Source organism: Streptomyces sp. NPDC050548 (genome assembly GCF_044457385.1).
In the GTDB taxonomy this organism is placed as follows: Bacteria; Actinomycetota; Actinomycetes; order Streptomycetales; family Streptomycetaceae; genus Streptomyces.
In genome coordinates this window covers 144,401-159,531 of the sequence record NZ_JBITGV010000015.1, presented here as the reverse complement: position 1 = coordinate 159,531, position 15,131 = coordinate 144,401, and the positions used below count along the sequence as shown (strand labels likewise).

At 71.4% G+C, this 15,131-nt stretch carries 10 protein-coding genes; 6 read left to right on the top strand and 4 right to left on the bottom strand.

Going from position 1 to position 15,131, the window contains the following annotated elements:
* The first annotated feature begins 183 nt into the window (after positions 1-183).
* A complete protein-coding gene (locus tag ACIBJH_RS34570; protein ID WP_399120861.1) occupies positions 184-864 on the top strand; it encodes a class I SAM-dependent DNA methyltransferase in 681 nt (226 codons plus the stop codon).
* 159 nt (positions 865-1,023) lie between these two features.
* Positions 1,024-2,739, top strand: a complete 1,716-nt coding sequence (locus ACIBJH_RS34565) for a SpoIIE family protein phosphatase (protein ID WP_399120860.1) — start codon at positions 1,024-1,026, stop codon at positions 2,737-2,739.
* Between the two features lie 3 nt (positions 2,740-2,742).
* Here the strand turns inward: ACIBJH_RS34565 and ACIBJH_RS34560 are convergent, their stop codons facing one another.
* Positions 2,743-4,224 (bottom strand): MFS transporter, encoded by a 1,482-nt coding sequence (locus ACIBJH_RS34560; protein WP_399120995.1) that lies wholly within the window; start codon positions 4,222-4,224, stop codon positions 2,743-2,745.
* Positions 4,225-4,504: 280 nt separating this feature from the next.
* Between ACIBJH_RS34560 and ACIBJH_RS34555 the strand changes: the two genes are divergently transcribed.
* Positions 4,505-5,404: an amidohydrolase gene (locus ACIBJH_RS34555; protein ID WP_399120859.1), complete on the top strand. Its 900-nt coding sequence runs from the start codon at positions 4,505-4,507 to the stop codon at positions 5,402-5,404.
* Positions 5,405-5,457: 53 nt separating this feature from the next.
* Here ACIBJH_RS34555 and ACIBJH_RS34550 read toward each other — a convergent pair whose 3' ends face one another.
* Positions 5,458-8,874, bottom strand: a complete 3,417-nt coding sequence (locus tag ACIBJH_RS34550; protein ID WP_399120858.1) for a BTAD domain-containing putative transcriptional regulator — start codon at positions 8,872-8,874, stop codon at positions 5,458-5,460.
* Positions 8,875-9,029: 155 nt separating this feature from the next.
* Between ACIBJH_RS34550 and ACIBJH_RS34545 the strand changes: the two genes are divergently transcribed.
* Both ACIBJH_RS34545 and ACIBJH_RS34540 read left to right on the top strand, forming a co-directional pair.
* The gene (locus ACIBJH_RS34545) at positions 9,030-9,728 is read left to right on the top strand and encodes a hemerythrin domain-containing protein (RefSeq protein ID WP_399120857.1); all 699 of its coding nucleotides are present in this window, start codon (positions 9,030-9,032) and stop codon (positions 9,726-9,728) included.
* Positions 9,725-10,642, top strand: coding sequence for a pyridoxamine 5'-phosphate oxidase family protein (locus ACIBJH_RS34540; protein ID WP_399120856.1), 918 nt, complete (start codon positions 9,725-9,727; stop codon positions 10,640-10,642). Before ACIBJH_RS34545 ends, ACIBJH_RS34540 begins: the two co-directional genes overlap by 4 nt.
* 7 nt (positions 10,643-10,649) lie before the next feature.
* Here ACIBJH_RS34540 and ACIBJH_RS34535 read toward each other — a convergent pair whose 3' ends face one another.
* Positions 10,650-12,110: a glycoside hydrolase family 76 protein gene (locus ACIBJH_RS34535; RefSeq protein WP_399120855.1), complete on the bottom strand. Its 1,461-nt coding sequence runs from the start codon at positions 12,108-12,110 to the stop codon at positions 10,650-10,652.
* 33 nt (positions 12,111-12,143) lie between these two features.
* On the bottom strand, positions 12,144-13,757 hold the full coding sequence (locus ACIBJH_RS34530) for a glycoside hydrolase family 27 protein (RefSeq protein WP_399120854.1): 1,614 nt from the start codon (positions 13,755-13,757) through the stop codon (positions 12,144-12,146).
* 204 nt (positions 13,758-13,961) lie between these two features.
* Between ACIBJH_RS34530 and ACIBJH_RS34525 the strand changes: the two genes are divergently transcribed.
* Complete coding sequence (locus ACIBJH_RS34525; protein ID WP_399120853.1) at positions 13,962-15,131, top strand: glycoside hydrolase family 76 protein; 1,170 nt, start codon at positions 13,962-13,964, stop codon at positions 15,129-15,131.

The window sequence follows — 15,131 nt, the reverse complement described above, 5'->3', positions numbered from 1 at the left end:
TGGCGAGGCCATGAACGGGCTTCCTTCTCACCTTCTTGCAAAGAATTCCAGCCCGTTCGCTTTCCTCGCCCCAGACGTTCCGTGAGGGGTGCCCCAGGGCACCCCTCACGGCGTTCTCCCACTTGAAACGCGCTTTCCCCACTTGTGGGACAATCCTCTATGCGCGGATGAAAGGCCACTCCAGTGAGCAGAGCGAACGACGGGGCCGACTACAGCAGGCTGCGGCTCGACCGCTCGGGTCAGGCCGAGGCCTTCGACGCCATCGGGGACCGCTACGACGAGGCCTTCCCGCACAAGGAGGGCCAGATCGCCGCAGGTGACTGGCTGATCGAGTCCCTCGGTGCGGGCTCCCGGGTGCTGGACCTCGGCAGCGGCACCGGTGTGCCGACCGCCCGGCAGCTGACGGAGGCCGGCTTCGAACTGGTGGGCGTGGACCTGTCCCGGCGGATGGTGGAGCTGTCCCGGAAGTACGTCCCGGCCGGCACGTTCCACCAGCTCGACCTGGCCGACCTGCGCCCGGGCGGGCCCACCGACCTGGGCCGTTTCGACGCCGTCGCCGCGTTCTTCTCCCTGCTGATGCTGCCGCGCGCGGAGATCCCCCTCGCCCTGCGCACGATCCACCACCTGCTGGCCCCGGGCGGTCTGTTCGCCCTGTCGATGGTGGAGGCGCATGTGGACGACTTCGCGATCCCGTTCCTCGGCAACACGATCAGGGTCTCCGGCTATCTCCTCGACGACCTGCACAAGATCCTGGACGACGCGGGCTTCGAGATCGTGAAGGAGACCTCCTACACCTACGCCCCGGCGGTCGCCGACGTGCCGCCCGAGGAACAGGTCTTCCTCTGCTGCCGACGGCGCGACTGAGGCCGTAGCACCGACCCGGCGGCTGTGCCGCACCAGTGGACGGGACGAAGCGTGACGGAGCCACACAGCCCCCGCGAAGGCCCCGCCGGAACCGCCCGGCGAGGCGGTCCGGCGAGCGGCCCGGCGCCGGTCCCGCCGCCGGATCCGGTATGGGACCGGGTGCCTCTCGCGCCCGCGGCGCAGACCGACCGGCTCCAGTACCTGGACGTGGCGACCCGGCGGATCGCCCGCGGGATGGACCTGGACGAGACGCTGCGGGAGCTGCGGTGGGCGGCGGTGCCCGCCTTCGCGGACGCGATCGTCATCCACCTGCACGATCCGCTGCCCGTCGGGGACGAGAAGTCGTCCGCGCCCGTCGTCCTGCAGCTGCACAGCGTCGACCGGGCGCCGGAGGCGAGGAGCGCGCTGCTGATGCCGCACGCCGAGGACGCGGACGTTACCGACCGGGTGCAGCCGGTGGTCGACGGACGGCTCGCGAAGCTGCTGCTGGCCGGGCAGCCGGCCTTCGGCGACGCGGACGCCATCGGGCCCGCGGTGGCCGAGCTGCTGGGACCCGCGGCGAGCGCGCCGGGGACGCTGCCGCAGGGCCGGAGGCTGATCATCGCCCCGCTGCACGGCCGCCACCACGTCATGGGGACCGTCGTCCTGCTGCGCCGCCCCGACCGTGCCGTCTTCACCGGCGACGACCTCCTCGTCGCCTCCCAGCTGGCCACGCACACCGCGATCGGCGTCCAGAAGGCGGTGATGTACGGCCACGAGGCCTCCGTCGCGGACACGCTCCAGCACACGATGCTCCCGTCCTCGCTGCCCGAGCCGACCGGTGTCCAGCTGGCCAGCCGCTATCTGCCCGCGTCGAAGACCGCGCAGGTCGGCGGCGACTGGTACGACGCGATACCGCTGCCCGGCAACCGGGTCGCGCTGATCGTCGGCGACGTCATGGGCCACTCCATGACCTCGGCCGCGATCATGGGCCAGCTGCGCACCATCGTGCAGACCCTCGCCGGTCTCGACCTGCCCCCGCACGAGGTCCTGCACCACCTCGACGAACAGGCCCAGCGGCTGGGCAGCGACCACATCGCGACCTGTCTGTACGCGATCTACGACCCGATCTCGCACCGTCTCCTCATGGCCAACGCCGGCCACCCGCCCGCGGTGCTGCTGCGCCCGAACGGCCAGGCGGAGGTCCTGCGGGTCCCGCCGGGCGCCCCGATCGGCGTCGGCGGAGTCGTCTTCGAGTCGGTGGAGATGCCCGCGCCCACCGGCACCACCCTGGTGCTCTACACCGACGGCCTGGTCGAGTCCCGGGACGTGGACGTGGGGACGGGCGTCGAGGCCCTGCGCACCCACCTCCAGTCCACCCGGCACGGACACCGCCTGTCCTCGCTGGAGCGGCTGTGCGACCGCATCCTGGCCGCACTGGCGCCGGGTCCCCGCGACGACGACATCGCGCTGCTGACGGCCCGCTTCGAGGGTTTCCCGCCGGACAGCGTCGGCTACTGGCATCTCGACCCGCACCCGCTCACCGCGGGCCAGGCCCGCCGGCTGACCCGTCGGGTGCTGCGCCGCTGGGGCCTGGACGCCCTGCTCGACACCACGGAACTCATGGTCAGCGAGGTCGTCACGAACGCCGTGCGGTACGCCTCGCGGCCGATCTCGCTACGGCTGCTGCGGACCGACGTGCTGCGCTGCGAGGTGACCGACGACTCGCCCCAGGTGCCCCGGATGCGGGAGGCGGAGCCGGGCGACGAGGGCGGTCGGGGACTGTTCCTCGTGGACCGGCTCGCGCAGCGCTGGGGGGCGACGCGGCTGAGCGCGGGCAAGGTGGTGTGGTTCGAGCAGCGGATCCCGAAGGAGCCGCCGTATCAGGGGAGTTGACGCTCAGACGGGCCCCACTCCCGTGCCGCCCTTGAGGCGTTCCAGGTCGGAGGGGCGTACCTGGATGACGACGACGGCGATCAGCGCGGCGATCACGGTGAAGATCGCGGCCACCACGAAGGCGGCCGACGCACCGGAGGTGAGGACCTGATCGCCCCAGGTGCCCGGGAGTTGACCGGTGCGCTGGAAGCGGAGGCGTTCGGCAGGGGTCGCCTGGGAGAGGAACGCGGGGATCTGGTCCTTCGCCTCGTTCCTGCTGGCGGTGCCGAACATCGTGACCAGGATGGACAGTCCGAGCGAACCGCCCACCTGCTGCATGGCGTTGAGGAGTCCGGAGGCCGCGCCGGTCTCCTGGACGGGGACGTCGGAGAGCGCCATCAGGGTCAGCGAGACGAACTCCATGCCCATGCCCAGGCTGAACACCAGCATCGGGCCGAGGACACTGCCCGCGTAGGTGGAGTGGACGTCCGTCAGCGTGAGCCAGGACAGGCCCCCGGCGGCGAGGACCGCGCCCACCACCATGAACGGCTTGGGCCCGTACGTCGGCAGGAACCGTGAGGCGAGCCCCGCGCCGACCGCGATCACGGCACTCACCGGCAGGAAGGCGATGCCGGCCATGAGCGGGCTGAAGCCCAGCACGTCCTGCACGAAGAGGGTGAGGAAGAAGAACATGCCGAAGATCGCCGCGGAGAGGCAGAGCATGATCGCGTACGTGCCCGCCCGGTTGCGGTCGCGGAACATGTGCAGCGGGGTGATCGGCTGCCGGGAGCGCCGCTCGACCATGATGAACGCGGCGAGGACGACGACGGCCGCGCCGAACGAGGCCAGGGTGAGCCAGTCGCTCCAGCCCTCCTGCGCGGCCCGGATGAAGCCGTAGACCAGCAGCACCATGCCCACGGTGGAGGTCAGCGCGCCGGTGATGTCGAAGTGGCCCGGGTGGCGTTCGGACTCGCGGATCCAGCGCGGGGTGGCGAGGACGATGAGCAGTCCGATGGGCACGTTGACGAAGAGCACCCACCGCCAGTTCAGCCACTCGACGAGGATCCCGCCCATCAGCAGCCCGATCGCGCCGCCGCCCGCCGAGACACCGGCGAAGACCCCGAACGCCCGGTTGCGCTCCGGTCCTTCGCGGAACGTCGTGCTGATGAGGGCCAGGGACGTCGGGGAGGCGATGGCACCGCCGACGCCCTGGAGGGCACGGGCGGCGAGGAGTTCGCCGGAGTTCTGGGAGAGCCCGCCGAGCAGGGAGGCGACCACGAAGAGCAGCACGCCGAACACGAACACCCGCCGCCGGCCGAGGATGTCGCCCGCCCTGCCGCCGAGCAGCAGCAGACCGCCGAAGGTGAGGGTGTAGGCGTTGACGACCCAGGCCAGGCTGGTGGTGGAGAACCCCAGGGAGCTCTGGATGTGCGGGAGCGCGATGTTCACGATGGTGATGTCGAGGACCACCATGAGTTGACAGGCCGCGATGACCAGCAGCGCCATGGTGCTTCCGCCACCGCCCTTGTCCCGGGTGGTGGCGTTCTGCGCTGGGGAGACCTGCCGAGGGCCGCTGCTCATGGTGCTTCGCACTCGCGAGGGGACGGTGGACGGTCACGCCCACCGGATGCTCACCGTTCGACGGTACGCCCGGCCCCCGCTCCCCACCACTCGATCATCGGCGGCCCAGGGGCTAGGTTCACTCATGACAGGACATGGGGAGAGACCATGGGTGACCGTGGTCGTCGTCGACGGGCACACTCAACGCCTTGGCGGGAGAAGCGACATGACCAATGTCGACGTACACCAGCATCTGTGGACCCCTTCGCTGGTGACGGCTCTGCGCGCCCGTCGCCAACCGCCGTGTCTGGACGGCTGGACCCTGTTCCTGGACGGTGAACCGCCCTACGAGATATCGCCGACCGACCATGACATCGCCCGGCGCGCGGAACTCGCCGCCGCCGACGGTCTCGACCGGGTGCTGATCTCGCTGTCGGCCCCGATCGGCGTGGAGTGGCTGCCCGCGGCCGAGGCACGGCCGCTGCTCGACGCCTACCACGACGGCGCGGCGGCGCTGCCCGAGCCCTTCGGGGCCTGGGCCGCGGCCGGTGTGCGGGACATCGACGCGACGGCGACCGCCAAGGACCTCGACCGAGGCTTCGCCGGTCTCCAGCTTCCCGCCAACTCCCTTGCGGACGCGGCCGGTTACGACCGCTGCGCCCCGCTCCTCGACCTGCTCGAAGAACGCGACCTCCCGCTCCTCGTCCACCCGGGGCCCGCGGTGGGTTCCCCGGCGGACCCCGGCTGGTGGCCCGCGATGGTGCCGTACGTCCAGCAGATGCACGCCGCCTGGTACGCCTTCCACGCCTTCGGCCGGCCGCGCCACCCGCGCCTGCGGGTGTGCTTCGCCCTGCTGGCCGGACTCGCCCCGCTGCACGGGGAACGGCTGGCCGCCCGGGGCGGCGGACCGGCGCGGGCCGACCTCGGGGTGTTCGTCGAGACGTCGTCCTACGGCCCGACCGCCGTCGAGGCGACCGTCCGCGCCCTCGGTGTGAACGCCGTGGTCCAGGGCTCGGACCGGCCGTACGCCGAACCGCCGCGGCATCCTGGTCACGGGCTGGGCGGAGCGGCGGCGTACGCCTTCCGCATCGCCAATCCGCGCAGGCTGCTGACCGGCCAGGGGTGACGGGCCGGACACAGGGATGAAGGGTCGGCTCCTCGCCCTTCCTACGTCGCTTCCTACGTCGCGAACGTCCGGCGCCGCGCCCGTGCTGCCGCCAGGGCCGCCGTCGCCTCGCGGGCCCGGTCGGCCAGGTGGGTCGAGCCCCAGGCGAGGGCGGTCTGCTCGGCCAGGGTGTAGTTGTCGGCGGCCGGAGCGTCCTCGCCCAGGAGCCGGTACAGGTCGGCGAGGGCGTGTGCCAGGGGGCGGGTCGCGTAGGCGGCTCCGGCCGCGCCGGCGAGCTGGTCCCGGACCGGCAGCAGCTGCGGGACCAGTGCCGACGCCAGGTCCAAGTCACCGTGCAGCACGGCGAGTTGGGCGCGGAAGTCGAGTTCCAGGCCGTACAGGTGGTCCGTCACGGGCTCCGGCGGGCAGCGCACCGCGAGTGACTCGTCGAGTCTGCCGAGGCGGGCCAGGATGAGGGCGAGGGCCACTCCGCAGGGGGCACCGACGGTCTCGTACACCTTCCGCATCACCGGTTCGATCTCGGCGACCCGGTCCTGGGCGAGCCGGATCGTGGTCAGTCCCAGGGTGTGCAGTCCGCGGGCGTGGTGCGAGCCGACGCGGCGCAGGAGGACGTCGGCCTCGGCGTACCCGGCCTCAGCCGCGCCGAAGCGGCCGGCGACCGTCGCCAGCATGGCCGAGGTCGCGACGCCCAGGCCCTGTGCCCACACCATGCGGTAGCGGTGGGCGAGTTCGAGTCCCCGCCCGGTGTGCCGGCGTACGGCGGCGGGGTCGTTGAGGGTGCCGGCGGTCATGCCGTCGAGGTGTTCGGGGATCCAGCGGTAGGCGGGCAGATCGTGCGCGTGGGCGAGGCGGCGGAGTTCGGCGACCAGCGGGGTCCGCTCGGCGGCCTGTGTCTCCAGTGGCAGAAGCCTGGCCGAGGTCATCAACGCGGCGGCGAGCAGACGTGGTTCGCCGTTCGCGCGGGCCAACTCCAATTGGGTACGGGCCGCTTCCAGAGCGCGGGGCGCGTTCTCGGCCGCCACCGCCTCGACGTAGACCTGCAACACCCGTGCGCGGGTGGGGTCGTCGAGGCCGGGATCGGCCGCGAGTCGTTCCAGGCGCTCCAGGGTGGTCCGGTCGCAGAAGCCCTCCAGTCTGCTGCGCCAGGGCGAGGGTTCGGTCCAGGCGCCGTAGACCGCGGCCACCAGGTCGCCCCGGTCGGCCTGTTCGGCGAGTTCGACGGCGCGCTGCCGGGTGCGGCGGGCCGCTTCGGTGGAACCGGCCCTGACCTGCGCGCCGAGCAACCGCACCAACAGGCCTACGGTGTCCTCCAGTTGAGCCGGACCTTTGGCCGCCGTGCGGGTCCCGATCGCCTGCTGGATCAGGTCCACGGCGACGTCGTGGGCGTAGCGCCGTTCGGCCGCCTCCGCTGCGCGGAGCGCGTAGTCGACGGCGAGAGGTGCGTGCGCGGTGTTGCCGGAATGGGCGAAGTGGTGGGCCAGGGCGGCGAGTTCGTGCGGCCGGTGGCGGCGCAGCGCCTGCGCGATGCGGGCGTGCAGCCGGGCCCGTCGTACGCCGGACAGGTCGGTGTACACGGTGTCGCGGACCAGCGCGTGCACGAACCGGACGCGTCCCGGGCCGGATTCGGTCAGCAGGTCCGCGGCGAGGGCCGCGTCGAGGCCCTCCAGCACCGTGTCCTCGTCGGTGTCGGCCGCGTCGACGAGGACACTCGCGTCGGCCTCCAGGCCCACGACGGCCGTGAGCCGCAGGGCCGCGCGGGCTGTGGCGGGCAGCAGGGCGAGCCGTCTGCGCAGGACGTCGCGTACGCCCTGCGGGACCTCGGAGACGGCGACGAGAGCACCCTCGCCGGCCAGCAGCCGTGCGCTCTCCAGGACGTAGAACGGGTTGCCGCCGGTCCGTTCGGCGAGAGCGGTGACCGTCCACGGATCCACCGGTTCACCGCACACGGCGTCCACCACGGCAGCGACGTCGTGCGGGGCGAGACCGCTCAGCGCGATGCGGCGCGGCGCCACGGGGGCGAGGTGCGCGAGGGTCTTGCCCAGCTGCTCCCCCGCCTCCGCGGGCCGGTAACTGGCGACGATGAGCACGGGTACGCCGGTGACGGTGGACGCGGCTTCGAGCAGGGCAAGGGTCTCGCCGTCCGCCCGGTGCAGGTCCTCCAGGACGACGGCAAGGGGGAACTCACCGGCCGCCGCGCGGAGCCAGGCGGCGAAGGCGCGATGCATACGGAAGCGGCCGGCGGTCGCCTCGTCCCGGGTCGTGACGGCCGCGCTGTCCTGTTCGCGCAGCAATACGGCCAGTTCGTCGGGCCGGCTGGGCGGCAGTTCGCGGGCGAGCGCGCCGAGCGCCTCCGCCCAGGCCCAGGCGGGCGGCGCGCCCTCGTACTGCGGGCAGCGCCCGACGACCACCGTCCATCCGGCCGACCGCAGTCGTCCCTCGACCCGCCCGAGCAGCGCGGACTTGCCCGCCCCGGCCTCACCGGTGACCAGCACGACACCGCCCCGCCGCCGGGCGACCCGCGCGGCGGTGTCCACCGCGTGCAGTTCACTGTCGCGGCCCACGAAGAGGGCGGCTCCGGCGCGTGGTTCACCGCTGCGGCTCGGGACGAGGCCGGTTTCGCCGCCGAACTCGCCCGTCCCGGCCCGGCGTTCGGCACTCCGGGCGACCAACGCACCTGGCTCGGCGCGCAGTTCAGCACGGTGCGGCACCTGCGCGCGCAGCACGTCGAGCCGTCCGCCCAGTACCGCCTGTTCCAGTTCGGCGAGTGCCGGGCCGGGGTCGCAGCCGAGTTCCTCGCGCAGGATCCGGGTCGCGCTCCGCAGTGCGGCAAGGGCGTCGGCCTGTCGTCCGCAGGCCCACTGGGCGAGGGCGAGCAGCCGCCATCCCTCCTCCCGCAACGGGCTTTCCCGTACGAGGAGTTCGGCGGCCGGAACCGCCTCGGCCGGGCGTCCGGTGCCCAGGTCGGCAGCGACGGCGAGTTCGCGGGCCTCGGCGCGCAGCGCGATCAGACGGGTCACCTCCGGCTCGGCCCAGGCCTCGTCCGCGTGTTCCGCGAAGGCCGGGCCCTGCCACCAGGCGAGCGCCTCGGCGAGCAGTACGCGGGCCTCCTCGGCCGGTGCCTGCCGGGCGTGGGCCACCCAGGTCTCGAAGCGCCAGGCGTCCACCGCGTCCTCGGGCAGCCGCAGGGCGTAGCCGGGCGGCGCGGTGACCAGCACGGTCGCCGGGGTGCGCGGCGGCCGGCCCGGTTCGAGGGCGCGGCGCAGGTGGGACACATAGGTGTGCAGGGAGACCGTGGCACGGTTCGGCGGTGCCCCGCGCCACAGCGCGTCCGTGATCCGGTCGACGGGCACGACGGTGCCGCGGGCCGCGATCAGCAGCGCCAGCACGGCCCGTTGGCGTGGAGCACCGAGCCCTACCGGTCGCCCCTCGTCATCGGCGCCCAACGAACCCAGGACTCGAATACGCAGCACGGCGCGGGAATCTACCCGAGCCCTGTCGAAGCCCGGTCAACGGACGATAAACGCCCTTCCCACAAGCCTGCGGCCGAGGGCGCCAAGTGGACGCCAAGAGGGGCGCACGACCCTGGGAGGCTGTTGCCGATATCCGATCGTTGGAGCAAGCAAGCGTGTCACCCACCAGCACCACGGACGAACTTCCCACGGCCGAGCGTCCGTACACCCACGAGATGATCGTGGTCCACCGCGTCTTCCGCCGCGAGTCGGCGTATCTGCCCCGCCTGGTACGAGCCGTCCCCGACGGCGACACGGCCCGCGCGAGGAAGGTCGCGGAGCACCTGCGCGAGTACGTTGCCGGACTGCACAGCCACCACTCCGTCGAGGACGACCTCATCTGGCCGCACCTCCAGAACCGGGCCCCGGACGCCCGGTTGGTGGCCCGCATGGAGGAACAGCACCAGCGCATCGACGTGAGCCTGACCGTCGTGACGGAGTGGACGGCCGCGTGGGAGCGGGCCGCGGACACCGTCGCCGGCGAGGAGTTGGCGCTCGCGCTGGAGCAGCACTCCGCCGTGCTGCTCGAACACCTCGACGACGAGGAGCAGTTGGTGCTGCCCCTGGTCGCGGAGCATCTGTCGGTCGGGGAATGGGACCTGGTCGGGCGCCGCGGTCTCGAACGGATCCCCAGGAACAGGCTGTTGATCGCGCTCGGCGCGATCCTGGAGGACGCCACGCCCGCGGAGCAGGCGTACTTCCTCGGCAGGACCCCGCTGGTCGGCCGACTGCTGTGGAAGGCCGTCGGCCGCCGCCAGTACGCCGCCGCCTGCCGGGCGATACGCGGCCCGCTGGACGGGGAGCAGAACGGATGACCCTTCTCGACTCCGCGCCGCTCGACGTCCTGGACGCCTACCGCACCTGCGAGTTCGTCACCCTCGGCCGCGACGGCACACCGCTGGTCTGGCCGACCGCCGTACGGCGGCAGAAGGACGGCACGCTCCTGCTGAGCACATCCCTGGCCTTCGCGCAGAAGGCACTGAACATCCGCCGGGACGGCCGTGTCGCCCTCCTCTTCTCCGACCCCACCGGCAGCGGCCTCGACCACGCCCCGCAGATCTTCGTCGGCGGCCGTGCCGAGTGCCCCGACGAGATCATGACGGGCCCTCAGGGAGCCGAGGACTACTGGCGGATGCTCTTCGAACGGCAGCCGCACAGCAGGACTTACGTCTCCGCTCCCCTGCGGCCGTTGACGACCTGGTACTACCTCCGGCTCCATATCACCGTCACCCCTGACCAGATCGTCGTACGACCGCCGCTCCCCGCGTCGGACCAACAGGCCCCGGAGGTCGAGCACTTGCTGCCGGGCGCGGCCCAACTGGCCCGTTTCTCCTCGGCGGTGCTCGCCGCGCGCGACGCGTCCGGGGCTCCGGTGCTCGCCCGCACCCGGCCCGTACCGGCCGGGGACGGCTTCGCGGTGGAGGTGCCCGCCGACTGCGCGGCGACCGAAGGCCCGGCCTCGCTCCTGGTGCACCGGCACGACGAGCAGCTGAACAACATGCACAACGCTCTTGTCCGGGGCACCCTGAAGGCCGTGGACCACGGCTGGCTGCTGGTCCCCGCCAAGGTGGTGGAGCCCATGGGCGCGGGCCGCCCGACCGACGCCCTCCGCGTCCTGCGCGACACCCGCCGCGCCACCGCCCGCTATCTGGAGCGGCGCGGCCTGACTCGTCCCCGGGTCCGGTGGGACGAGTTCAAGGCCTTGGCGGCAGCCACGAAACGGAAGTGACGGACCGTCAGTTCGCCGCGTTCATCAGGTCGAGCGCGCTCTGTTGCCGGGCCGCGTCGGTGGAGTCCAGCGGCCCGGCCCAGTGCAGCCCGTACGCGTCCAGGGCGTTGCGGTCGTTCGCGTAGGCGGCGGTGGCCTGCCGTGCGATGTACGAGGTGTAAGGGCGGTCGGACAGCCGGGAGTTGAAGGCACTCAGTCCCCGGATGTACGCCCCCTTGAACGACGGCCCGTCACCACCGCAGCCGCTCGTCTCGCACGGTTCCCGCAGAATCCCACCGGAGTTGAGGGCCGTCGAGGTGGTCGAGGCATCACCGATCTGGCGGCCGGTGGTGAGGAGGCCGGAGTCACCGGTCGCCCGGTACAGCTCCGAAAGGCCGCCGAGCAGCACGCCCTGGTTGTACGACCACGTCGTGTCGCCGTTGTTGCCGCAGGTCGCCAGGTTGATGCCGTCGTTGACCAGGTGGGAGCCGTTGATCATGCCGGTGCCCTTGAACCAGGACCACTCGGCGTTGGCGCGCCCGAGGTACGTCGTGTCGCCGGCGATGCGGTTGTGCAGGGCCGCGTTCAGCTCCAGGTAGAGGGAGTTGGCGATCGCGTTCTTGTAGGTCTTGGCGGTGCTCCACCACACCCCGCCGCCGCAGGTCGAGTCCCAGTAGCGGGCCATGTAATCGGCGTCCGCGCGGGCGGTGTTGAGGTAGCGGGAGTCGCCGGTGAGGTCGTACGCGTCGACCCAGGCCAGCCCCCACCAGCCGGTGTCGTCGATGTAGTCGTTGGTGAAGTTGCCGCCCTGGGCGGAGAGGTTGCGGTCGTAGGTGTTGGCGATGGCGTACCTGTAGCTGCCCATTCCGGTGACGCGGATGTTGTCGATGACGGCGGTCAGGGCGTTGGCGGAGTTCCACCAGCCGGTGGTGTCGAAGAGGCCGGTGCCCACGTTGTAGGACTGCATCAGCGCGGTGGCGGCGGCGGTGGCGCGGCTGCCCGCGTTCCACGTCGTCCGCGCCCACTGCGTGCAGGCGATCTCGGCCCGGTCGCCGGCCTTGCCGCAGGCGCGCAGGGCGCCGACTCCGAGGGCGTTCCAGTCGTCGACGTTGTACATCAGGGTGCGCCAACCGCCTTGCCCCGCAGGGATGGTGGTGTCGCCGAGTTTGCTGCCCGAACTCCAGGTGCGGCCGCCGTCGAAGGAGCGGTCGAGCCAGACCTCGTCGCCGGGGCTGCCGTTGGTGATCGAGGCCCAGCCCATCGCGTCGGTGTCGTCGAAGTGCAGGGTGAGGGTGCGGGAGTAGATGGTGGCCGACACGGGTTGCCGGTCCACCGGGGAGAGGGCGGGGTCGCGGGCGTCGCAGTACTTGTTGCAGATCGTCGCCTCGGGGGCGGCGGTCGCGACGCCGGTGGAGACCGGCACGAACAGGGCCAGGGCGGCGATCAGACCGGTCCCGACTCGCTTGACATGTCTAGCAGTTGAGTTCATGCCGGCTCCATCAAGGTGGGGGGTTGCGGATGGTCAGCCCAGGCGCCACTGCTGGTTGGCGCCGCCGTTGCAGGTCCAGAGTTCCAGCGCGGTGCCGTTGACGTTGCCCGCGGGCTGGTCGCCGCCGGTGACGTCGAGGCACAGGCCCGACTGGGTGCCGGTGATGGTGCCGTTGGAGTTGAGGCTCCACTTCTGGTTGGCGCCGCCATTGCAGGTGTAGAGGTCCACCTTGGTGCCGTTGCTCGTCTGGTTGTCGTAGGCGTCCAGGCACTGGGTGCCGCCGTAGAGCCGGAGTTCACCGGCGGCGGTGATGGTCACGGCCTGGTTGGTGCCGCCGCCGCAGTCCCAGATCTCGATCTTGGTGCCGGGGGTGGTCTCGCCGTTGTAGGCGTCGAGGCAGCGGTTGGAGGAGGCGCCGATGAGGGGGTGGGTGGTGCCGACGCTGGTGCCGCTGCCCGCTGAGACCCGGTACATCACCGAGCCGTGGCCGGGGACGCTCGCCGAGATGGTGCCGGTGGTGGAGCTGATCACGTGCGACCACAGGTTGTTGAGCTTGTACGAGGACGCCGAGGGGAGGCCGGCCGCCGTCGCGGAGGTGGTGATGGTGGCGGCGGAGGAGTTCTCGTTGAAGAGGACCACCGAGACGTCGCCGTTGGCGAGCGGCTTGGAAAGGACGTGCAGACCACCGGAGTTGGAGATCTCGGTGCCCTGTTTGCCCAGGGAGTCCTGGTCGACGGCGATGACGTCCTTGTTGCCGTAGAGGGAGAGCGTGGCGGCCGTGGCCTTGCGCAGGTCGGTGCCGGCGATCAGGGGCGCGGCCATCTCCGACCAGAGGCTGAAGTGGGTGCGGTCCTCGGTGAACGACATGCCGTTGCCGACTTCGAGCATGTCGGGGTCGTTCCAGGCGCCCGGCTTGGCGTATGCGGCGAGTTTGACGTTGGCCTTGTAGATCGACACCACGGTCGAGAAGTTGACGTTGATGTCGTCGGTGGTGCGCCAGCTGTTGCCGACGCCCGCGCCCCAGGTCCACACGTCGGCGAGGCCCCAGTTGCAGAGGCTGTAGACGATCGGACGGCCGGTCGCCGCGAGGGCGTCGCGCATCGCGGTGTAGCGCTGCTGGTCGGGCACGTTCTGGTGGTTGCAGTTGTCGTACTTGAGGTAGTCCACGCCCCAGGCGGCGAAGCTGTTGGCGTCCGTCTGCTCGTGGCCGAGGCTGCCCGGGTAGCCGGCGCAGGTGGCGGTGCCGGCGCTCTCGTAGATGCCGAGCTTGAGGCCCTTGCTGTGCACGTAGGCGGCGGTGCCGCTGATGCCGTCGGGGAACTTGACCGGATCGGGGACGAGTTGACCCGCCGCGTTGCGGGCCGAGGTCATCCAGCAGTCGTCGATGTTGACGTACTGGTACCCGGCGTCCTTGAGCCCGGAGGAGACGAGGTAGTCGGCGGTCTGCTCGACGAGCTGCTCCGTGACGTTGCAGCCGAAGGCGTTCCAGTCGTTCCAGCCCATCGGGGGCGTCCGCGCGAGGCCGTTGTCGAGGGCCTGTGCGGGTGGCGCGGCGCGCAGCACCAGCAGGGCCGGGACGAGAGCCAGCAGCAGCACCATGGTGAGGGCGGCGCTCAGGCGTCTCTTGAAGGGTGCCGGGACGGTCATGTCGAGGTCTCCTGTTTCGCCGTGGGGGGCCGACCGAACTCACCGTTGGAAACGTAACCATCGCGAGGGTTCCACCAGCCGGGTTCGGCCGTCAATGGTCCGGACCAGAATGCCCCGGGAGTGAACTGCCCGTGCCGTCAGAGGCGTTGACGGCCTCCTGAGTCGATGGCAACGTTTCCATCACCCGCACCCTTGGAGGCCACCATGTCCCTGCGCCCCTCCCGGCGAGTGATGATCGGTTCCGGTCTGGCCGCACTGACGGCGACGGCTGTCACACCGGCGGACGCGGCCGAACGGCCCAACTCCGCAAAGGCGTTGTCCCGCGCGAGAGACGCGTACTCCGCGCTGAGAAGACACTTCGACACCACCGACGGCTCCGGGCTCGTCCGCGAGCAGATCCCGGCGGCGGGCGGCGACAACCCGTACGCGTACGAATGGCCCTTCTCGCAGGTGCACATCGCCGCCCTCGATCTCGCCGCCGTGGACGGGGAGTTCGAGCCGGAACTGTCCCGACGGGCGGCGGCGCAGGAGCACTACTGGAAGCCCGGCGGAGGCACCACCGGCCTTCCCGGTTACGCCTCCTACCCCGTCGCGCCGTACGGTTCGGGCGGGGACATGTTCTACGACGACAACGAATGGGTCGGCCTGGCCAAGGTCCAGCGGTATCTGCAGACCGGGGACGCCACCGCGCTGGCCCGAGCGAAGGAGATCTTCGCCCTGGTGCGGTCCGGTTGGGACACCGACAGCGGTCACGCCGCGCCGGGCGGGGTCTTCTGGACACAGGCCGACTGGAGCCACGACCGCAACACCGTCTCCAACATTCCGGGTGCCCAACTCGCCCTGCGTCTGCACCAGATCACCGGCGAGGCGGACTACCTGGACTGGGCCAAGCGCTTCTACGACTGGACGAACACACATCTGCAGAGCCCAAGTGGCCTGTACTGGGACCACCTCGACCTTCAGGGGACCGTCGAGAAGACGATCTGGTCCTACAACCAGGGCGTGCCGGTCGGCGTGGCGGTGCTGTTGTACGAGATCACCCGGGACCGCGCCTACCTCCGCCAGGCAGAGCGGGTTGCCGCCGCCGCGTACGCCTACTACCGCACGCAGGGGCGGCTGTTCACCCAGCCCGTGTTCTTCAACTCGATCTTCTTCAAGAACCTGCTGCTCCTGGAGTCGGTGACCGGGAAGGACACCTACCACCGGGCGATGGCCGACTATGCCGACCAGGTGTGGGACACGATGCGCGATCCCGCCACCGGGCTCGTGCACTTCGACACGGCCGGTGGCACCCAGGCGATCCAGCAGGCGGCCCTGGCGCAGCTCTACGCAGTTCTCGCCTGGCCGCGAGCCAAGTGGCGGACGCTGTACTGA